Here is a 19,810-nt window from a genome sequence, read left to right on the forward strand (position 1 = left end):
ATGAGCGGCACCCCTCCGCCCCGCCTGCATCTGCTGGGCGATGCAGCACTGCTGTGCGAGTTGCCCGCGCCGGCCACTCTGGCGCAGCAGCAGCGCATCTGGGCGCTGGCCGAGCATGCGCGGGAGTGGCCCGGCGTCGGCGAGACGCTGCCGGGCATGAACAACCTCACGCTCACTTTCGATCCCGTCGTCATCGACCTGGACACGCTTACCGCGCGGGTGCTCGAAGCTTGGCCCAGGCTGGCCGTCGGCGCGGTCAGCGGGAGGCTGGTCGAGATCCCGGTCGCCTACGGCGGCGAACACGGGCCCGACCTGGCCGACGTTGCGGCGCACACCGGCTTCACGCCGGCCGAGGTGGTGCGGCGCCACACCGGCGCCGAGTACGTCGTCTACCTGCTGGGCTTCCTGCCCGGCTTCAGTTTCATGGGCGGGCTGCCGCCCGAGCTCGCCACGCCGCGCCGCGCCGAGCCGCGCCTTGCCGTGCCCGCGCGATCGGTCGGTATCGGCGGCGAGCAGACCGGCATCTATCCGCTGGTGTCGCCGGGCGGCTGGCAGCTGATCGGCCGCACGCCGCTCGAGCTGTTCGACCCCGCGGCCGAGCCGCCCACGCTGCTGCGCCCCGGCGATCGCGTGCGCTTCGTGGCGGAGAGCGTGCAGACATGATCGTCATCCGCAAGCCCGGCGTGCTCGCGTCGGTGCAGGACCTGGGCCGCCACGGCCATCGCCAGCTCGGCATCTGCCCGGGCGGCGCGCTCGACGTGCTCGCGCTCACGCTGGCCAACCGGCTCGTGGGCAATGCGGACGGTGCCGCGGGGCTCGAACTCACGATGGGCGGCTGCGAGCTGCAGTTCGAGACCGACACGCGTATCGCGCTCGCCGGCGACGACTTCCAGGCCACCCTCGACGGCGTGCCGCTGTGGCCCTGCTGGAGCGTGTCGGTCGCGGCCGGCCAGACGCTCAGGCTCGCGGGCGCCAACGCGCCCGGCGTGAAGAAGGCCGGCGTACGCAGCTGGCTGGCGGTGGCGGGCGGCATCGAGGTGCCGGCGGTTCTCGGCTCGCGCAGCACCGACCTCAAGGCCGGCTTCGGCGGACACGAGGGGCGCGCGCTGCGCAAGGGCGACCGGCTGCCGACGGGCGCTTCGAGGCTCGACGCCGCGCAGCGGCAGCACCGCGCCTTCGGCGTCCGGGGCCCCGACTGGGGGGCCGGCGAGGACGACGGCGCCATCTCCCTGCGCGTGCTGCCCGGCCCCGAGTTCGAACTGTTCACGCTGGCCGCGCGCGAGCAGCTCTGGGGCGAGCGCTGGCGCATCACGCCGCAGAGCAACCGCATGGGCAGCCGGCTCGAAGGCGCCGAGCTCAGGCGCAAGCGCAGCGGCGACATGCTCTCCTCGGGCGTGATCCCGGGCACGATCCAGGTGCCGCCCTCGGGCCAGCCGATCATCCTGATGGGCGACTCCCAGACCACGGGCGGCTATCCGCGCATCGGCGTGGTCATCCGCGCCGATCTCTGGAAGCTCGCGCAGGCGCCGCTCAACGGCAGGCTGCGCCTCGTGCAGGTCGACCAGCCGCAGGCGCTGGATGCGTGGGCCGGCCAGCAGCGCTACCTGTCGCAGGTGGCGCAAGGGCTTGCTGCTGCGGGTTGGTCGCGCGCGGCATAGACTTTGCAGAAAACCGCGAGATAGTCGCGAGAGAACCGCGACAGCAAAAGGAAGCCCCGCCATGCAAATCGACCTCAACGCAGACCTCGGCGAAGGCGCCGGCAACGACGAAGCCCTGCTCGCGCTGGTGAGCTCCGCCAACATCGCCTGCGGCTGGCACGCGGGCGACGCGAAGACCATGCAGCAGTGCGTGCGCTGGGCGTTGCGCAACGGCGTGGCCATCGGCGCGCATCCCAGCTTTCCCGACCGCGAGAACTTCGGCCGCAGCACCATGCACCTGCCGCCAGAGGAGATCGTGGCCAACGTGCTCTACCAGGTGGGCGCGCTGGCGGCCATCGTGAAGGCCGAGGGCGGCAAGCTCTCGCACGTGAAGGCGCACGGCCAGCTCTACAACCAGGCTGTGAAGGAGCCCGAACTCGCCGATGCGCTGTGCGAGGCGGTGCGCCGCTTCGATCCCTCGCTCAGGTTCTTCGGGCTCGCGGGCAGCAACATGATCGACGCGGCCCGCCGCGCGGGCCTGGAGCCCGTGGAGGAAGTGTTCGCCGACCGCGGCTACATGCCCGACGGCAGCCTCGTGCCGCGCAGCCAGCCGGGCGCGCTGATCGAGAGCGAGGAGCAGTCGATCGCACAGACCCTCTCGCTGGTGCGCGACCGCCGCGTGACCGCCATCGACGGCAGCGTCGTGCCCGTCAACGCGCAGACAGTGTGCCTGCACGGCGATGGCGCCCATGCGCTGGCCTTCGCGCGCCGCATCCGCGAGCGGCTGCAGGCCGAGGGCATCGCCGTGCAGGCGATGGCCTGACGGCTCGAACGCCTGAACGAACAAGGCAGGCCGTGGCAGCCAAGCCCGTCAAGGTCCTGCTCACCGGCTTCGAGCCCTTCGAGCAGGAGACGCTCAACCCCTCCTGGGACGCCGTGCGCGAGCTCGACGGCTGGAAGGTCGGCCGCGCGACGGTGCATGCGCGCCTGGTGCCTTGCGTCTTCGGCGACGCCATCGATGCGCTGATGCGCGCGATGGACGAGCTCCGGCCGCAGCTGGTGCTTTGCATCGGCCAGGCCGGCGGACGCGCCGAGTTCACGCCGGAGCGCATCGCCATCAACATCGACGATGCCCGCACCGCCGACAACAAGGGCCGGGAGCCCATCGACGTGCCGGTGGTGCCGGGCGCTCCCGCCGCGTACTTCTCGACGCTGCCGATCAAGGCCATGGTGCGCGAGCTGCGCGCGGCAGGCATTCCGGCCTCGGTCTCGAACAGCGCGGGCACCTTCGTGTGCAACCACATCTTCTACGGCCTCATGCACCGTATCGCGACGCATCCGGTGCCGGGGCTGCGCGGGGGCTTCATCCACATTCCCTACCTGCCGCAGCAGGCGGCGCGCTTTCCGGGCGCGCCGAGCATGTCGCTCGAAACGCTGGTCAAGGCATTGCGCGTCGCCGTGGCCACCGCGCTGGCGGTTGAGCACGACATCGCGGAAACCGGCGGCCGGCTGCACTGAGCCGGCCGGGCGGCTTCAGGGCTCAGGCGGCCGGGAAGTGCTTCGCCAGCCAGCCGTTGAGCGCGGCGTTGACGAGCGCGGGCTTCTCCATCGTCAGCATGTGGCCGCAATCGGGCACCCAGACGACCTGCGCCTGCGGCAGAAGCGCCGCCATCTCGGTCGTGCACTCGGGGGGCGCGAGCCGGTCCTCGTTGCCGCACACCAGCAGCACGGGCGCGCGTACCGATGCGAGGTGCAGGCGGGCGTCGGGCCGGCGCATCACCGCGCGGTTCTGGCTGATGAGTTGCCGGGCGCCCGCGCCGAGCACGATGTCGAGGTAGCGCTGCACCAGCACTTCGTCGGCTGCCTGCGCGGGGTGGAAGGCGAAGTAGACGTTCGGCTCGATCACCTCGCGCAGCTCGCCGCGCTCGAAGTACTCGATGGCGCCTTCGCGCAGCGTGAACATGTCGGGCGTCTCGGGCCGCGCGCTGGTGCCGAGCAGCGCGAGCCCGGCGATGCGTTCGGGGGCCTGGCGGGCCGCTTCCATGGCGACCATGCCGCCCATCGAGGCGCCGCAGAGCACCAGCGGCCCCTCGTTGTCGCGCAGCACGGCTGCGGCCATGCCTTCGATGGTGTCGTTGTGCCGCTGGACGTCGCTCACGCGCGCGCCGAAGGCGGGGGGAAGGGCGGGCAGCTGGGCTTCCCAGATGCGCTCGTCGCAGGCGAGGCCGGGCAGCAGGATCAGATTGGGCATGGTCACGGATTCTGCGCGATTGCCGCAGCGAGCGCAGCGGCATAGGTCGCGGCATAGGCCTCATGGCCAGCAGCCATCGGAGGCCGGCCTCGACATACTCCAAGTCACATGTCCGGGAACCCCGCAATGAATCTGGTCGAACGCGTCCAAGCCATCCTGCTCAAGCCCAAGGCCACCTGGCCCGAGATCGACTCGGAGCCGGCCGACGCCGCATCGCTCTACAAGAACTACGTGATGATCCTCGCGCTGATCCCGGCGGTGGCCAGCTTCATCGGCCTGTCGCTCATCGGCATCGGCGCCTTCGGCGTGAGCTTCCGCGTGCCGCTGGCCTCGGGGCTCGCGAACATGATCGTGGGCTACGTGCTGTCGCTGGTGATGGTGTTCGTGCTCGCGCTCATCATCGACGCGATGGCGCCCACCTTCGAAGGCACCAAGAGCCAGATCGGTGCGCTCAAGCTCTCGGCCTATGCGAGCACGGCGGCCTTCGTGGGCGGCGTCTTCAGCCTGCTGCCCTCGCTGTCGGTCCTGGGCGCGCTGGCGGCGCTCTACGGCGTCTACCTGCTCTACACCGGCCTGCCGGTACTCATGAAGTGCCCGCCCGACAAGGCCGTCGCGTACACCGCCGTTGTGGTGGTCTGCGCCATCGTCGGCGGCGTGGTGATCGCCTGGGTGCTGGCGCTGCTCACGCCGTCGCCGATGCGACTGGGCGCGGTGTCCGCGGCCGAAGCGGTGGTGGCGGTCGTGCAACAGGGTGCGAGCCTGAAAACCTGAGCGTCACTCGCAGGGTGGAAAATGGGCGGCAATGCCAACGCCCAAGCCCGAAACCACCACCGACCTGATCCTCATCCGCCACGGCGAGACCGCCTGGAACCGCGAGCTCCGCTTCCAGGGGCATGCCGACGTTCCGCTCAACGACATCGGCCACGAGCAGGCCCGCCGCCTCGGCCTGAGGCTGGCCAGCGAGACGGCGGTGCAACACGTCATCAGCAGCGACCTCATGCGCGCGCAGCAGACGGCTGCGCCCGGGGCGCAGCAGCTGTCGCTGCAGGTGGTCACCTCGGCGGCGCTGCGCGAGCAGTTCTTCGGCGTGGTCGAGGGCATGCGCTCCGAGGAGATCCAGAGCCTGCATCCGCGTGCCTGGGAGGAATGGCTGGAGTTCCGCGAGGACCACGCCATGCCAGAGGGCGAGACGGCGCGCGAGTTCCACACGCGCATCGTCGCGGCGCTGGGCGGCATCGCGGCCGCGCACAAGGGGCAGCACCTGATCGTCGTCACCCACGGCGGCGTGCTCGACATGGTGTGGCGCACCGCCAGGGGGCTCAGCCTGAGCGGGCCGCGCCGCAGCGAGATTCCCAACGCGGGCTTCAACCGCATCCGCATCGCCGATCCGCAGCGGCCCGACGACATCGAGATCGTCGAGTGGGCCGACACCCGGCACCTGGCCGACCTGCCGCCGCAGCCGACCTACGACCAGACGCGGCACCTGAAGAACAAGGGCTGAGGCTGCCTCAGCCGGCCGAGCCGCAGCTCCCCGGCTTCGGCGTGCGCAGCAGCGGCTGGCCGGCGCCCACGCCCGTGGGCTTGCCGCCGTCCACCGCGAGCTGTCCGTTCACCAGCACCGTGGTCACGCCTTCCGACAGCAACGTCGGCTGCGTGTAGGTGGCCTTCGCCGCATAGCGCGCCGGATCGAACACCACCACGTCCGCGTAGTAACCCGGACGCAGGTGGCCGCGCTGCTTCAGCCCCAGCGTGTCGGCCGTGAGCGACGAACTGCCGCGGATGAACTGCGCCAGCGAGATCGTGTGCTCCTTCACCACGTACTGGTCGTACTTGCGCGCGAAGGTGCCGTAGGCGCGCGGATGGCCCAGCGAGGAGTCGGACGAGGTCATGACCCACGGCCGCTTCATGAAGGCGCGCACGTCGTCGTCGCTCTGGTTGAAGGAGGCGATCATCAGGTCGCCGTCGCGCAGCACGGCGATGGCTGCGTCCACCGGATCGGCGTTCGACGCCTTGGCCACGTCGGCCAGCGTCTTGCCCACGTACTTCGTGCTGCCGGCCGAGAACAGAATGGTTTCGGGGCCGCCGCGCAGCCGCAGGTTCTCGCGCATGTCCTTGCGCAGGCGCTCCTGTTGCGAGGCGTCGTCGAAGCGCTGCAGCGTCGCCGCGCGGCCGCCTTCGTTGGCCCAGGGCGGCAGCAGCGCGGCCGAGAAGCGGGTGCTCGACGCGGTCCACGGATAGTGGTCGGCCGTGATGTCCAGGCCGCCCGCGCGTTCCTTCTCGATGCGCTTGATGATGTCGCCGCTCTGGCCCTGCACGTCGACGCCCAGCGCCTTGATGTGCGCCACGTGCACCGGCAGCTTCGCCTCGTGGCCGATGCGGATCACCTCGTCGATGGAGCCCTTGAGGCCGATGTTGTACATGGACTCGTCGCGGATGTGGCTGTCGTAGAGGCCGCCATGCCGCGCCGCCACCTTCGCGAGCTCGATGACCTCCTCGGTCTTCGAGAAGTTCTGCGGCGTGTAGAAGAGGCCCGTCGACAGGCCCAGCGCGCCCTCGCACATGCCCTGGCTCACGCGCTTCTTCATCGCCTCGAGCTGCTCGGGCGTCGGTGCCCGGTTGGCCTCGCCCAGCTCGCTCATGCGCACCGGGCCGAAGCCCACGTACATGGCTACGTTGGTGCCCACCGGCGCGGCGCGCAGCTTCTGCGCCTGCGCCGCGATGTCGAATCCGCCGAAGCCGTCGTTGCCGATCACCGCGGTGGTCACACCCTGCGTGATGAACGGAATGTTCAGGCGCTTCTTCGGGTCGCTGGAGTGCAGGTCGGCATCCGCATGCGTGTGTGCGTCGATGAAGCCCGGCGCCACCACCATGCCCGTGGCGTCGATCACGCGCTTCGCGGTGAACTGCGATGGCGCCGCCTTGCCGGCGAACACGATGCGATCGCCTGCGATGCCAACGTCGCCTACCACCGGCGTGTCGGAGTCGCCGGTGTAGACGGTGCCGCCGCGCAGCAGCAGGTCGAGCGCGACAGGAGCTTCGTTGGCGGCATGCAGGTTGACGGAGAAGGGCGCGAGGGTCGAGAGAACCGCCAGCGTGACGAGGGACTTGCGCATGGGATGGTTGGCCCGCGAAGGCTTCTTGTTGAAGGAGTGCGGTCAGTTTAGGAGCCGCCTCCGCGCCCTCGCCAATTCCTTTTGCACCATGCCCCATGACCTGAAGGCATGGGCTGCCGGGCCGTGCTCAGCCCTGTGTCGTGAGCTGCCCGAGGCCCAGCCGCCGGTACACCGCCGCCGTCTGCCGGCGCAGCCGCAGCGACTCGGGCTGGCCGTTGAGCTGCTGCTGCAGGATGCCTTGCGCTGCGGCCAGCGAGGCTTCGGTGCCGCTGCGCACCAGCGCATCGAGGTACACCTGCTCGAACAGGTCGCGCTGCGCATGGCTGCCGCCGATCTCGATCATGCGCGGCAGGGCCGTGCCCAGGCCCTCGATGGCCGCAGCGAGGTCGCCGCGCGCATGCGCCACCAGCCCGTGCGCGGCCGGCACGCACACGCGTTGCCATGCCGCGCGGGTCGAGGCAGGTGCATCCGGCGCGAAGGCCACGATGTTGCGCAGCAAGGCATCGGCCTCCGGGCGGCCGGCGCGCGCGAGGCCGTAGAGGTATTGCAGGTCGAGAAAGGGCAGCACATGGTCGGCCTGGCGCTGCCGCAGGTAGCCCGCCACGTCGCTCCAGCGATCGCCCACGTCGATGCCCGCGAGCTCCAGCCGTGCGAGCAGCGAGACCGCGCCGATCTGGTCCTGCGAGTAGTCCTTCACCACGCCCCACGCGTGCTCGTCGTACACCGCGAGCGCCTCGGCATCGCGGCCCAGGTCGATGAGGAACAGCGCCACGTGCCACCAGTTGTGCGTGACCATGAAGGAGTTGAGCCCGGTCCAGGTGTCGCTCACGCTTTCCATGAACGCCAGCCCCTCGGCGAGCCGGCCTTCGGTGAGCATCACATGCGCCAGCGCGTGATGCGCCCACGGCTCCTTGCGGCACATGGCGATGGCGCGGCGCGCGCTCGCCTCGGCCTCGCGCATCAAGTGGCACTGCTCGTAGCCGAAGGCCGCCATGCCGTGCACGTAGGGCACGTCGGCCGCATGCGGCAGCACCGCCAGCGCGAGCCGCAGCATGCCGGGGCAATCGCCGGTGTTGAAGCAGTGGTATTGGCCGAGCTTGACCGAGACCAGGTCTCGCGGATGCTCCAGGGCCTGCTCGGTGTGCAGCGCGATGGCGCGTGCGATGTCGCCGTCGGCCCAGGCTTCGATGGCGGCGATGTAGCGCTGCTCGCGCGGCGTCGCGCGTGCAGCGCTGGCGCGGGCCTTCGCGAGGAACGGTCGCGCATTGGCCGCGGCCTCGCGCGACTCGGCGAACAGGTGCAGCGTGGCGCAGTAGGCCTGCACGACGGGGCTCGCGTCGGCGTCGGCCAGCGCGAGCAGGTTGACGGCGCGGGCTTCGCTGGAGATGAAGCCCATGACGAAGTCGTCGACCAGCGGCAGGCTGGCGGCATCGTCGAGGGTGAGCGGGTTGCCGAGGCTGTCGGCGAAGGGCGGGGCGCTGTTCGTGGGGGTTCCGGAGGGCATGGCGGCATGGTGCCATGCCCCCGGCGATGCTTCAACGACGTGCGACGATGTTCGACGACGCGGCTCAGACGCCGGCCTGCTGGTGGCGGTACTCCTGCGTCCTGCCGCCGTAGCCGTAGGCCGCGCCGCGCGCGTCGATCACGTGGATGTACGACACCTCGTGCAGGTCCGGCCGGATCTTCGCCATGGCCGCGTGCACCTCGCGCAGGTAGCGCGCCTTCTCGGCCTTGGTGTTGGTCTCGTCGGTGATGCTGATGTCGAGGTGGAAGGCCGACTTGCCCAGCGAGGCCAGCGACTGCCCGCCGATGAACCAGGCGTCGGCGGCGATGTACTGCACGGTGATGGCGATGACCGGCAGCTGCTTGCCGAGCACGCTCTGCGTGAGCTCGGCGACGACGTCGACGGTCTTGCGGGTGAGGTCGGCGTCGGGTTGGCCGGAGAGGTGGACGACGATGTGGGGCATGGTGGACTCCTTGGATGAACGGGTTGTCGATGGGGTGATTGTGGGAGTCCGATAGTCATCGGAAAAGCGGGAAGATATGATGTATTCCATCGGAATAACGGATGGATGAAGAGCCATGCAGGGATTCGATCTCGAGCAGCTGCGCACCCTGGCCGCCGTCGTCGACGCCGGTAGCCTCACTGCGGCGGCGCCGCGCGTCTTTCTTTCCCAGTCGTCGGTGAGCGAGCAGATCCGCAAGCTGGAAGAGCGCGCGGGGCAGTCGCTGCTCACGCGCAGCAAGGCCGGCGTCTCGCCCACCGAGGCGGGCGTGCGGCTGCTGGGCTATGCGCGGCGCATCCTGGCGCTGAGCGACGAGGCCTTTCGCGACCTGCATGGCGAAACGCTCCAGGGCGAGCTGCGGCTGGCCGTCACCGACTATTTCCGGCCCGGCGACCTGACCCGGCTGCTCGGGCGGCTGGGCGAGAGCTATCCGCAGGTGCGGCTGCACGTCGCCATCCTGAAGAGCGACGAGTTGCGTGCCGCCTACGCGCGCGGCGACTTCGACGTGGCGGTGGCAATGAACATCGCCGGTGTTTCCGCCGCGCAGCCACGGGCGTCGGTGATCCGGCGCGAGTCGCTGGTGTGGCTGGGTGCGGCGGGCATGCGGCTCGTGCGCGGCGAGCCGGTGCGCCTGCTGGTGCTGCCCGACACCTGCTCGCTGCACCAGTTCACGGTGGCGCTGCTGAGGCGCAGGCATGTGCCCTATACGCTGGCGCACGTGGCGTCGGGCGTGGCGGGGCTGCAGTCGGCGCTGGCTGCGGGGTTGGGCGTGGCCTGCCTCAACGAATCGGCGATCAGCGAGGGGGTGACGCGGCTCGCCACGCCCCACGGGTTGCCGGCGCTGCCGCGCGTGGCCTTCGAGTTCCTGCCCGGGCGCCGGGGCGAAACCGCGTTCGTGACCCGGGCCCGGGAGCTGCTGGCTACCCATCTGGTGTGAGCCGGGCGCCAGGGTGGCGCGGGATTTGCGTCAAGAGAGCCATGGACGCGCCACCTCCCACCACCCAGCCAGACTGGCTACGCCATTCCCGCTTCGATGACGCGCAGGCGATCTTCTCGGGCACGCTTTTCGTCGCCATCGCCATGATGCTGTTCGGCCAGGCGGGTCTGCTCACGGGCGGCACGGCCGGCGTGGCGTTCCTGCTGCACTACGCCACCGGCCTGAGCTTCGGAAAGCTGTTCTTCCTGGTCAACCTGCCGTTCTACTGGTTCGCCTGGCGCCACATGGGGCGGGCGTTCACGGTGAAGACCTTCTCGGCCATCGCGCTGCTTTCGGTGATGACCGACCTGGCGCCGCGCTACCTGTCGATCGATTCCCTGAACCCGGCCTTTGCCGCAGTGCTCGGCGGGCTGCTGCTGGGCACCGGCTGCCTGTTCCTCGCCCGCCATCGCGCGAGCCTCGGCGGGGCGACCGTGCTGACGCTGTACCTGCAGGAAAAGCGCGGCTGGCCCGCGGGCAAGGTGCAGATCGGCATCGATTGCACGGTGGTGCTGCTTGCCCTGTTCGTGATTCCGCCGCAGCGCGTGGGGTGGTCGGTGCTGGCTGCCGTGGTGATGGGGATCTTTCTCTGGGTCAATCACAAGCCTGGGCGGTACGCAGCCACCTGAGAACGGCCCGGCGCCGCGAAGTCTCGTCTAATTCGCCTCCCGGACAATGCGCCCATGCCGCCCCGCTACCGCATCGTTCCGCTCATCGTCGCCGCGCCTCTTTTCCTGCAGAACCTCGACACCTCGGTGATGGCCACGGCGCTGCCGACCATCGCGCACGCGCTCGACGTCAGCGTGCTGCACCTGAACCTCGCGATCACTTCGTACCTGCTGAGCCTGGCGGTCTTCCTGCCCGTCAGCGGCTGGCTGGCCGATCGCTTCGGGCCCAAGCGGGTGTTCTGCGCGGCGGTGGCCTTCTTCTCGCTGGGCTCCACCCTGTGCGGAGCGGCGCAGACGCTGCCGCAGCTGGTGGCATTCCGGGTGCTGCAGGGCATGGGCGGCGCGATGATGCTGCCGGTCGGCCGGCTCATCCTGCTGCGCAGCGTGCCGCCTGCGCAGATGGTCTCGGCGATGGTGTGGTTCACGGTGCCGCCCGCTTTCGGCCGGCTGGCGGGGCCGCTGTTCGGCGGGGCCATCGTCACGCTGACTTCGTGGCGATGGATCTTCCTGGTCAACATCCCCTTCGGCCTGATCGCCATCGCCGGGGCGATGCGTTTCATCGGCGATCTGCCCGAAGACAGCTCTCCTCCCGCGCCCTTCGACATCGAAGGCTTCGTGCTGCTGGCCCTGGGGCTGACGGCGTTGCTCGGCAGCCTGGAGATGGTGGGCAAGGCGCTGCTGCCGGTGTCGGTCATCTGGGCGATGGCGGGCGTCGGCGTGCTGGCCTCGCTGGTCTATCACCTGCGAAGCCGTGGCAAGGCCGAGCCGCTGATCGACCTGGGCATCCTGCGCTTCTCGACCTGCCGCGCGTCGATCATCGGCGGCACGCCGCTGCGCATCGCGATCGGCGCTTCGCCCTTCCTGCTGCCGCTGATGCTGCAACTGGGCTTCGGGCTTTCGCCGCTGACCTCGGGCAGTCTTACGATGGCCGCCGCGCTGGGCTCGCTGGCCACGCGCACGGTCATGGCGAGGGCGATACGCACGGTGGGTTTCCGCTCGCTGCTGGTCGGCGCAACCTGCCTGACCTGCCTTTGCTATGTGAGCTACGGCCAGTTCCGGCCCGCCACGCCGCATGTGCAGATCTTCGTGACGCTGCTGTTCGGCGGGCTGGTGAATTCGATGGCGATGGTGTCGCTGCAGACGCTGGGCTTCTCGCAGATTCCCAAGCCGCGCATGAGCCACGCGACCACGCTCAACAGCATGGCGCAACAGCTGTCCCTGAGCCTGGGCGTGACGCTCGGCGCCACGCTGGTCACGCTGGCTGCATGGTGGAACGGCAGCAGCACCAGCCAGCTGAGCGCGGCGGACTTTTCCCCGGCCTTCGGCGTGGTGGGCGCGATGACGCTGCTGTCCCTGCTGTCGTTCACCAAGCTGTCGAAGGACGAGGGCGCCGGGCTGCGCTGACGGGCGCGCCTAGGCCCCCGGGGCCTCGGGCCAGGGCCGCTGCGGCTCGCGGATCTGCTCGAAGGCGCGAGCGACGCGCAGCACCCCGAGGTCGTCGAATCGCTGGCCGGCAATCTGCAGCCCGATCGGCAATCCGCCCGCCGAGTACCCGCAATTCACCGAGGCGGCCGGCTGCTCCGACATGTTGAAAGGCACCGTGAACCCGATGTGCTCCAGCGGCCGCAGCGGGTCGTTGGTGGGCGAGGGGGCCTCGGCCGCTGCAGGCATGTTCGGCGACACCGGCGAGATCACGTAGTCGAAGCGCGCGCATGCGCTCACGGCGGCCACGCGCGTCGCGTGGAACTGGCTGAAGCTGCGGAACACGTGCTCGCCGCTGAACTCCGCCGCGCTCTCGGCCCATTCGCGGATGTAGGGCAGCACCTTCGAGCGCTGGTCGGCGCGCAGGCCCTTCAGGTCCACCAGGGAGCGCATGCGCCACAGGTGGTCCATGCCGTCGAGCATGGCCTGCGACATGAAGGGCTGCATCGGCTCGATGATGGCGCCGGCCTTTTCCAGGAGCCGTGCCGCCTGCTCGACGGCCGCCTGTATCTCCGACTCCACAGCCAGCCCGCAGCCCGCGTCCAGCAGCAGCCCGATGCGCAGGCCGCGCAGATGGTCGGGCGACACGTCGAAGCCGGCCCAGTCGATCTCCTGCGGCGGCAGGCTCATGCTGTCGCGCGCGTCGGGCTTCGACAGCGCCTGCATCAGCAGCGCGGCGTCGCCCACGGTGCGGGTCATCGGCCCGGCCGCGCGGCCCATGTAGGGCGGGTCGATCGGAATGCGCCCCAGGCTCGGCTTGAGCGTGAAGATGCCGCACCAGCTCGCCGGCAGGCGCAGCGAGCCGCCAATGTCGGTGCCCAGGTGCAGCGGGCCGTAGCCCGCCGCGGCGGCAGCGCCGGCACCCGCGCTGGAGCCGCCCGGCGTGAGGCGCAGGTCCCACGGATTGCGCGCCAGCGTGTGGAAGCTCGAAAGTCCCGAGGACAGCATGCCGTAGTCCGGCATCGTCGTCTTGCTCACGATCACCGCGCCGGCTTCCTTCAGGCGCGCGGCCGGCGGTGCGTCGGCGGTCGCGGGCTTCAGGTCGACGGCCGCGGTGCCCGCGGGCATCGGGTCGCCGCGCGTCGCGATGTTTTCCTTGACGGTGGCCGGCACGCCGTCGAGCGGCCCGAGCGCGTCGCCGCGCAGCCAGCGCGCCTCCGAGGCGCGCGCCTGCTCGAGCGCGGCCTCGGGCCTGAAGAGCCACGTGGCCTGCAGGTGCGGCTCCCAGCGCTCGACCTGCGCGATCACGGCTTGCGTGACCTCGACCGGCGAGAGCTTGCGGTCGCGGTAGGCGACCGCGAGTTCCTGTGCGGAAAGACTGCTCAGCAAGGCGACATCGGACATTGCTTTACTCACTCATGCTCCGCATTCCGCGCGATTCGCAGCGCACGAAATGCCCACGGCTCCTTCGGGAAACACCGTGGAACCGGCTTTGCCGGGCCACCGGTGTTGCCCCCGGTAGGGGGTTGGCGAAGCGACACCAAGTGCGCGAAGCCTGGGGGCGAGCTTGATCACCCCCACGAGAGTGCGGAGAGGTCGTTCACGAAGATCGGGTTTTCCTTCCAGATGCCCTTGACGCTCTTCTTCGCGACCGTCGGGAACTGCGGCTGGTAGAGGAAGCCGTTGGCCGCGTCGGTGGCCAGCATCTTCTGCGCGTCGCCCAGCAGCTTGTTGCGCTCGGTGGCGTTGGCGGTGGTCTTGATCTTGTCGAACAGCGTATCGAAGGCCTTCGACTGGTAGCCCCAGTAGTAGTCCGCCTTGGCGTAGTTGCCGAGGTCGAAGGGCTCGACGTGCGACACGATCGACAGGTCGTAGTCCTTGTTGCCGTAGGTGCCGCTGAGCCACTGGGCCCACTCGACGTTCTGCACCTTCACCACGATGCCGATCTTGGCCAGCTGGGCCACGATCACCTCGCCGCCCTGGCGCGCGTACGGCGGCGGGGGCAGCGTCATCTTCAGCTCGAGCGGCGTCTTCACGCCTGCTTCGGCCAGCAGCTTCTTGGCCTTCTCGATGTCGAAGGGGTTGATGCCGGTGGTGTCGACGAAGCCCGCCGCGCCCGGCACGTAGTGGCTGCCGATGGGCACGCCGAAGCCGTCGGCCGCGCCTTCGATGACCGCCTTGCGGTCGATGGCCGCGAGGATGGCGCGGCGCACGCGCACGTCGTCCAGCGGCTTCTTCCTGTTGTTGATCGACAGGATGGTCTTGGCGCGCGAGCCGGCCAGGATCACCTGGAACTGCGGGTTCATCTTGAACTGCTGCACCACGCGCGTGCCGATGCGCGGGAACACGTCGATGTCGCCCGAGAGCATGGCCGCGGCCTGTGCCGCCGTGTCGGAGATGAAGCGGAAGGTGACCTTGTTGATCTTTGCCGCGGTGGGGCTGCGGAAGCCTTCCCACTTGCTCAGCGTGATCGACGAGCCCTTGGCCCAGTTGTCGAGCTTGTAGGGGCCGGTGCCGACCGGCTTGGTGGCGTTGCCCTCGGCACTCTTGGGCTCGACGATCACCGCCGTGGCCTGGCCCAGCACGAAGGGCAGGTCGGGGTCGATCTCCTTGTTGATGATCACCACGGTGTAGTCGTCGACCACCTGCGTGCTCAGGTTGGCGAAGGTGCGCTTGTCCTTGTTGGTGCTCTTCTCGCTGCCGGCGCGGTCGAACGAGAACTTGACCGCGGCCGCGTTGAAGGGCTCGCCGTTCTGGTACTTCACGCCGCGGCGCAGCTTGAAGGTGTAGGTCTTCAGGTCGGGGGAGATTTCCCAGCTCTCGGCCAGCAGCGGCGTGACGCTGCCGTCGGAATTGATCTTGGTGAGCGTCTCCAGGATGTTGTACTGCACCACCTCGGCGATGGCGGCCGCGGCACCGGTGGTCGGATCGAGCCCCGGCGGCTCGAGCGCCATGCCGATCACGATGGCGTCCTTCCTGCCCTGCGCCATGCCGGCGAGCGGGCTGGCCAGCGCCACGGTGGCGCCGGCGGTGGTAAGGAGGGTGCGACGGTTCAACATACGTGTGATCTCCGGAAAAACAAGCCAGGTTCGAATGGCGGACGACTGCTCCGGCGCACGCCGTGCCCCGAAGGGAGGCGCGACGCCGCGAAAGACACGGCACGCAGCACGAAAGATGCCACGTGCGCGGCCGGTCATTCTCTCGCAGCGGGCGCGCCGGTGCGCGGCCCGCGGGCCGGTTTTTCCTCGGGAGGTTCCCGTAGAGCCCTGGAGTCGCCGCGGCGAAGGCGCGCCGGGTTCAGGCCCAGGACAGGGATGCGATGTCGTTCACGAAGATCGGCGTGTCCTTCCACAGCCCGCGCAGGTTGCGTCCGGCCACGGTGATGAACTGCGGCTGGAACAGGAAGACGTTGGCCGCGTCCTCCGCCAGCAGCCGCTGCGCGTCGCCCAGGTAGCGCAGGCGGTCGGCGGGGCGCGCGGCGTTGCGCGCCTTGTCGAAGACCTCGTTGAACTTCGCCGACTGGTAGCCCCAGTAGTACTCCGGCTTGGTGTAGTTCACCAGGTCGAAGGGCTCGACGTGCAGGATCAGCGAGAGGTCGTAGTTCTTGTTGCCGTAGGTGCCGCTGATCCATTGCGCCCATTCGACGTTCTGGATCTTCGCGACGATGCCCACCTTGGCGAGCTGCGCGGCGATCAGCTCGCCGCCCTGGCGTGCGTAGGGCGGGGGCGGCAGCACCAGTTCGAGTTCGAGCGGCGTCTTCACGCCGGCCTCGGCCAGCAGCTGCTTCGCCTTCTCGACGTTGTATGGGTTGATGCCGGTGGTGTCGACGTACCCCGGCGCGCCCGGCACGTAGTGGCTGCCGATGGGAATGCCGCGGCCGTCGACGGCGGCTTCGATCACGGCCTTGCGGTCGATGGCCGCGGAGATCGCGCGGCGCACGCGCACGTCGTCCAGCGGCTTGCGCCTGTTGTTGATGGCGAGGATGGTCTTGCCGCGCGAGGCGTTGAACACCACCTGGAAGCGCTTGTCGTTCTGGAACTGCGGCAGGCTGCGCGACACCGACGCATGCGGGAACAGGTCGACGTCGCCCGAGAGCAGCGCGGTGGTCTGCGCGGCCGGCTCGGAGATGAAGCGGAAGCTGGCCTTGCGGATCTGCACCGTGTCGGCATGGCGCCAGCCGTCCCACTTGGCGAGCACGATGCTCGAGCCCTTGGCCCAGTTGTCGAGCCTGTAGGGGCCGGTGCCGACCGGCTTGGTCGCGTTGGTCTCCACCGTCTTGGGCTCGACGATGATGGCCGAGGCCTGCCCGAGCAGGAACAGCAGGTCGGGCTCGATCTCCTTGGTGATCAGCACCACCGTGTGCTCGTCGACCACCTGCGTCGCGATGTTGGTGAAGGTGCGCTTGTCCTTGTTGGTGCTGTTGGCGGCGGCCGCGCGGTCGAACGAGAACTTCACGCTCTGCGCGTTGAAGGGCTCGCCGTTCTGGAACTTCACGCCGCGCCTGAGCTTGAAGGTGAGCGTCTTGAGGTCGGGCGAGACCTCCCAGCTTTCGGCCAGCAGCGGCGTGACGCTGCCGTCGGAGTTGATCTTGGTGAGGGTTTCGAAGATGGTGTAGAGCACCACCTCTGCGATCTCGGCACCGGCCTTGGCCGTGGGGTCCAGGCCCGTGGGCTCGAGCGTGAGGCCGATGACCAGCGCATCCTTTCTCTTCTGTGCCAGCGCGAGCGTCGGCAGGGCCAGCGGTGTCAGGGCTGCGGCGCCGGTGGCGAGCAGGGTGCGTCGTTTGAGCATGGAGCGGTGTCCTCGAAACAGGGGGCAGGCATCATCCGCGACGGCGGACGCATGCGCAACCAGATGCTTATGACCCACTCATCCTAAGCAGGGTGGGCGACGCTTCGATGTCAGTCAGGCCGCGAGCAGCGTGCCGCCAGTGGGCGTGCGAGGCACGGCGTCGAGCAGCGTGCGCGTGTACTCGTGCTGCGCGTGATGGAAGAGCTCGGCGGGCGGGCCCTGCTCGACGATCAGGCCCTTCCACACCACGCACACGTTGTCGCATAGATGGTTGACCACCGCGAGGTCGTGGCTGATGAGCAGGTAGCTGATGCCGAACTGCTGCTGCAGGTCCTGCATGAGGTTGAGCACCTGGGCCTGCACCGAGACATCGAGCGCGCTCACGGGTTCGTCGGCCACGATGAGCTTGGGGCGCGTGATGAGCGCGCGCGCGATGGCGATGCGCTGGCGTTGGCCGCCGGAGAACTCGTGCGGGTACTTGTCGAGGTCGGTGGTGCGCAGGCCCACTGCGGCCAGGCTTTCCGAGGCGCGTTCGCGCTGCTCCGAGCGGCTGGTAGCGGCCAATGCCTCGAGCGGCTCGGCGACGATGCGCGCGACGGTCTGGCGCGGATCGAGCGAGCCATAAGGGTCCTGGAACACCATCTGGAAGTCGCGTCGCGCCACGCGCAGTTCTTCCTTCGAGAGCGCGTGCAGGTCGCGACCTTCGAGCGAGACGGTGCCGGAGGTGGGCGTGTCGAGCGCCATCACGAGGCGAGCGATGGTCGACTTGCCCGAACCCGATTCACCGACGATGCCCACGCTCCGGCCGGCCTGTACTTCGAAGCTCACGCCGTTGAGTGCCTTCACGGTGGGCGGCGGGCCGAAGAGTTTCTCGCGCGGCAGCGCGTAGTGACGCACGAGGTTGGTGACCCGCAGCAGCGGCGAGGCGTTGGTGGTAGTCGCGCTCATGGTGCGATGGTTCCTTGCGCGGCGATCTCCTCGAGCCGGATGCATCGCACCGCATGCTCGTGCGGCAGCATCGTGGCCGGCGGCGTCGTGGTCCTGCAGGCGTCGATGGTGTAGCTGCATCGGCCCGCGAAGGGGCAGCCCTTCGGCAGGTCGACCAGCTCGGGCACGCTGCCCCTGATGGTGGCCAGCCGCAGGCCGCGCGGCGCGCCGATGGCCGGACGCGCGGCGAACAGGCCCTGCGTGTAGGGATGGGCGCGGCGTGCGAACACGGCCTCGGTGGGGCCGCTCTCGACCACGCTGCCGCCGTACATCACGAGCATCTTCGAGACCGTCTGCGCGATCACGCCGAGGTCGTGCGAGATCAGGATCAGCGCCATGCCGCGCTCGGCCACGAGGCTCTTGATCAGCTCGAGGATCTGCTTCTGGATGGTGACGTCGAGCGCGGTGGTGGGCTCGTCGGCGATCAGCAGGTCGGGGCCGCAGGCGAGCGCCATCGCGATGCCGATGCGCTGGCGCTGGCCGCCGGAGAACTGGTGCGGGTACGCATCGAGGCGCGAGGCCGCGTCGGGAATGCCCACGCGCTCCAGCAGCGCGAGCACTTCCTTGCGGGCGTCGGCCTTCGAGAGCCCACGGTGCAGCCGAAGCGGCTCGCCCACCTGGCGCGCGATGGTGTGCACCGGGTTCAGCGCCGTCATCGGCTCCTGGAAGATCATGCCGATGCGGTTGCCGCGGATCTCGCACATCTGCTTCTCGGGCAGGCCGACGATCTCGGTGCCGTCGAAGCGGATGCTGCCGCCGACCTTCGCGGTGGAGGGCAGCAGGCCCATGAGCGACATCACGGTGATCGACTTGCCGCAGCCCGACTCGCCGACGATGCCCAGCGTTTCGCCGCGCTCCAGCGTGAAGTCGATGCCGCGCACGGCCTCGGCGGGGCCGCGCTGCGTCTGCAGGCCGATACGGAGGTCCTTGACTTCGAGCAGGGGCATCTTGCTTACCTCGCGCGGGCCAGCCGCGGATCGAGCAGGTCGCGAAGGCCGTCGCCCAGCAGATTCAGGCCGAGCACCGCGAACGCGATGGCCATGCCGGGGAACACCGCGAGCAGGGGCGCCTGGAACATCATCGTCTGGGCTTCGCTGAGCATGCGGCCCCACGAGGGCTGCGGCGGTTGCGTGCCGAGGCCCAGGTAGGAGAGGGCGGCTTCGGCCAGGATCGCGATGGCGAAGCGGATGGTGATCTGCACGATCAGCACGGCCGAGATGTTCGGCAGCACGTGCTGCATGGTGATCGCGAAGCTGCCCTTGCCGCAGGCGCGCGCGGCGGCGACGTACTCGCGCGACCAGATTGCGTTGGCCGATGCGCGCGTGATGCGCGCGAAGGTCGGGATGTTGTAGATGCCGATCGCGATGATCGCGTTGACGATGCCGGCGCCGAACACGGCCGTCATCATGATGGCCGAGAGGATGGCGGGGAAGGCCAGCGAGAAGTCGGTCAGCCGCATGATGGCCTCTTCCACCCAGCCGCGCTTCGCCGCAGCAAGCAGACCGAGGGCGGTTCCGACCACGAGGCCGATGCCGACCGCGATCATGCCCACGAGGATGGACGCGCGTGCGCCCACCAGCAGCAGAGAGGCCACGTCGCGGCCATAGGTGTCGGTGCCCAGCCAGTGCGAGCCCGTCGGAGGCTTCAGCTTGTTGGCCATGTCCATTTCGTAGGGGGACCACGGCGTCCATACCAGCGAGACGGCGGCAGCGAGCAGCAGGAGCAATGTCAGCGTTCCGCCCAGCACGAAGCTGCGGTGATGCAGTGCGCGGCGCCAGAAGCCCGGCACCTTGAGCGCGGCCGCGTTGGGGACTGCTGCGGTGCTCATATGTCGCTGGCCTTGATGCGCGGGTCGATGACGGCGTAGAGCACGTCGACCACGAAGTTCACGATGACCACCATGGCCGCCAGCAGCATCACGCAGTTGCGCACCACGATCAGGTCGCGGTTGCTGATGGC

The 19,810-nt window shown here is 69.4% G+C and carries 19 protein-coding genes and 1 pseudogene; 9 read left to right on the top strand and 11 right to left on the bottom strand.

Annotation, left to right across the window (positions count from 1 at the left end; genetic code table 11):
* The 4 genes from pxpB (at position 1) to pcp (ending at position 3,155) form a co-directional block, all read left to right on the top strand.
* A complete protein-coding gene (gene pxpB / locus BMY35_RS30250; protein ID WP_093206689.1) occupies positions 1–663 on the top strand; it encodes a 5-oxoprolinase subunit PxpB in 663 nt (220 codons plus the stop codon).
* Positions 660–1,658 (top strand): 5-oxoprolinase subunit C family protein, encoded by a 999-nt coding sequence (locus tag BMY35_RS30255; protein WP_093206690.1) that lies wholly within the window; start codon positions 660–662, stop codon positions 1,656–1,658. Before pxpB ends, BMY35_RS30255 begins: the two co-directional genes overlap by 4 nt.
* Positions 1,659–1,719: 61 nt before the next feature.
* Positions 1,720–2,460 carry a 5-oxoprolinase subunit PxpA gene (gene pxpA / locus BMY35_RS30260; RefSeq protein ID WP_093206691.1) on the top strand — a complete coding sequence of 247 codons (741 nt, stop codon included), beginning with the start codon at positions 1,720–1,722 and terminating at the stop codon, positions 2,458–2,460.
* 32 nt (positions 2,461–2,492) lie between these two features.
* On the top strand, positions 2,493–3,155 hold the full coding sequence (gene pcp, locus BMY35_RS30265; protein ID WP_093206692.1) for a pyroglutamyl-peptidase I: 663 nt from the start codon (positions 2,493–2,495) through the stop codon (positions 3,153–3,155).
* A gap of 22 nt (positions 3,156–3,177) precedes the next feature.
* Here pcp and BMY35_RS30270 read toward each other — a convergent pair whose 3' ends face one another.
* Positions 3,178–3,888, bottom strand: a complete 711-nt coding sequence (locus BMY35_RS30270; RefSeq protein ID WP_093206693.1) for an alpha/beta fold hydrolase — start codon at positions 3,886–3,888, stop codon at positions 3,178–3,180.
* A gap of 126 nt (positions 3,889–4,014) precedes the next feature.
* On the opposite strand from BMY35_RS30270, the gene BMY35_RS30275 reads away from it, so the two are divergent.
* Both BMY35_RS30275 and BMY35_RS30280 read left to right on the top strand, forming a co-directional pair.
* Positions 4,015–4,659: a Yip1 family protein gene (locus tag BMY35_RS30275; protein WP_093206694.1), complete on the top strand. Its 645-nt coding sequence runs from the start codon at positions 4,015–4,017 to the stop codon at positions 4,657–4,659.
* Between the two features lie 31 nt (positions 4,660–4,690).
* On the top strand, positions 4,691–5,389 hold the full coding sequence (locus tag BMY35_RS30280; RefSeq protein WP_093206695.1) for a histidine phosphatase family protein: 699 nt from the start codon (positions 4,691–4,693) through the stop codon (positions 5,387–5,389).
* 7 nt (positions 5,390–5,396) lie between these two features.
* Here the strand turns inward: BMY35_RS30280 and BMY35_RS30285 are convergent, their stop codons facing one another.
* The 3 genes from BMY35_RS30285 to BMY35_RS30295 form a co-directional block, all read right to left on the bottom strand.
* Positions 5,397–7,001 carry an N-acyl-D-amino-acid deacylase family protein gene (locus BMY35_RS30285; RefSeq protein ID WP_093206696.1) on the bottom strand — a complete coding sequence of 535 codons (1,605 nt, stop codon included), beginning with the start codon at positions 6,999–7,001 and terminating at the stop codon, positions 5,397–5,399.
* 127 nt (positions 7,002–7,128) lie between these two features.
* Positions 7,129–8,505 carry a tetratricopeptide repeat protein gene (locus BMY35_RS30290; RefSeq protein ID WP_093206697.1) on the bottom strand — a complete coding sequence of 459 codons (1,377 nt, stop codon included), beginning with the start codon at positions 8,503–8,505 and terminating at the stop codon, positions 7,129–7,131.
* Between the two features lie 64 nt (positions 8,506–8,569).
* Positions 8,570–8,968: a tautomerase family protein gene (locus BMY35_RS30295; RefSeq protein ID WP_093206698.1), complete on the bottom strand. Its 399-nt coding sequence runs from the start codon at positions 8,966–8,968 to the stop codon at positions 8,570–8,572.
* Positions 8,969–9,083: 115 nt separating this feature from the next.
* Between BMY35_RS30295 and BMY35_RS30300 the strand changes: the two genes are divergently transcribed.
* From BMY35_RS30300 to BMY35_RS30310, 3 genes are read left to right on the top strand one after another with little or no spacing between them, the layout of a single operon-like run.
* Positions 9,084–9,944 carry a LysR substrate-binding domain-containing protein gene (locus tag BMY35_RS30300; RefSeq protein WP_093206699.1) on the top strand — a complete coding sequence of 287 codons (861 nt, stop codon included), beginning with the start codon at positions 9,084–9,086 and terminating at the stop codon, positions 9,942–9,944.
* Between the two features lie 41 nt (positions 9,945–9,985).
* Positions 9,986–10,612 carry a YitT family protein gene (locus BMY35_RS30305; RefSeq protein WP_093206700.1) on the top strand — a complete coding sequence of 209 codons (627 nt, stop codon included), beginning with the start codon at positions 9,986–9,988 and terminating at the stop codon, positions 10,610–10,612.
* A 54-nt stretch (positions 10,613–10,666) separates the two neighbouring features.
* Positions 10,667–12,055 carry an MFS transporter gene (locus tag BMY35_RS30310; RefSeq protein WP_093206701.1) on the top strand — a complete coding sequence of 463 codons (1,389 nt, stop codon included), beginning with the start codon at positions 10,667–10,669 and terminating at the stop codon, positions 12,053–12,055.
* A gap of 9 nt (positions 12,056–12,064) precedes the next feature.
* Here the strand turns inward: BMY35_RS30310 and BMY35_RS30315 are convergent, their stop codons facing one another.
* The 7 genes and pseudogenes from BMY35_RS30315 to BMY35_RS37965 all read right to left on the bottom strand — a co-directional run.
* Positions 12,065–13,477, bottom strand: a complete 1,413-nt coding sequence (locus BMY35_RS30315; protein WP_093206702.1) for an amidase — start codon at positions 13,475–13,477, stop codon at positions 12,065–12,067.
* A 167-nt stretch (positions 13,478–13,644) separates the two neighbouring features.
* Complete coding sequence (locus BMY35_RS30320; protein ID WP_093206703.1) at positions 13,645–15,132, bottom strand: ABC transporter substrate-binding protein; 1,488 nt, start codon at positions 15,130–15,132, stop codon at positions 13,645–13,647.
* 238 nt (positions 15,133–15,370) lie between these two features.
* Positions 15,371–16,864, bottom strand: coding sequence for an ABC transporter substrate-binding protein (locus BMY35_RS30325; protein ID WP_093206704.1), 1,494 nt, complete (start codon positions 16,862–16,864; stop codon positions 15,371–15,373).
* A 114-nt stretch (positions 16,865–16,978) separates the two neighbouring features.
* Positions 16,979–17,812, bottom strand: a complete 834-nt coding sequence (locus BMY35_RS30330) for an ATP-binding cassette domain-containing protein (RefSeq protein WP_093206705.1) — start codon at positions 17,810–17,812, stop codon at positions 16,979–16,981.
* A complete protein-coding gene (locus BMY35_RS30335) occupies positions 17,809–18,798 on the bottom strand; it encodes an ABC transporter ATP-binding protein (protein ID WP_093206706.1) in 990 nt (329 codons plus the stop codon). Before BMY35_RS30335 ends, BMY35_RS30330 begins: the two co-directional genes overlap by 4 nt.
* Positions 18,799–18,803: 5 nt before the next feature.
* On the bottom strand, positions 18,804–19,679 hold the full coding sequence (locus tag BMY35_RS30340; protein WP_093206707.1) for an ABC transporter permease: 876 nt from the start codon (positions 19,677–19,679) through the stop codon (positions 18,804–18,806).
* Positions 19,676–19,810: pseudogene (locus tag BMY35_RS37965) on the bottom strand (ABC transporter permease); the annotation flags it as partial. The gene BMY35_RS30340 and the pseudogene BMY35_RS37965, both read right to left, overlap by 4 nt.

Source organism: Variovorax sp. YR750 (assembly GCF_900109805.1).
Classification (GTDB): domain Bacteria; phylum Pseudomonadota; class Gammaproteobacteria; order Burkholderiales; family Burkholderiaceae_C; genus Variovorax; species Variovorax gossypii.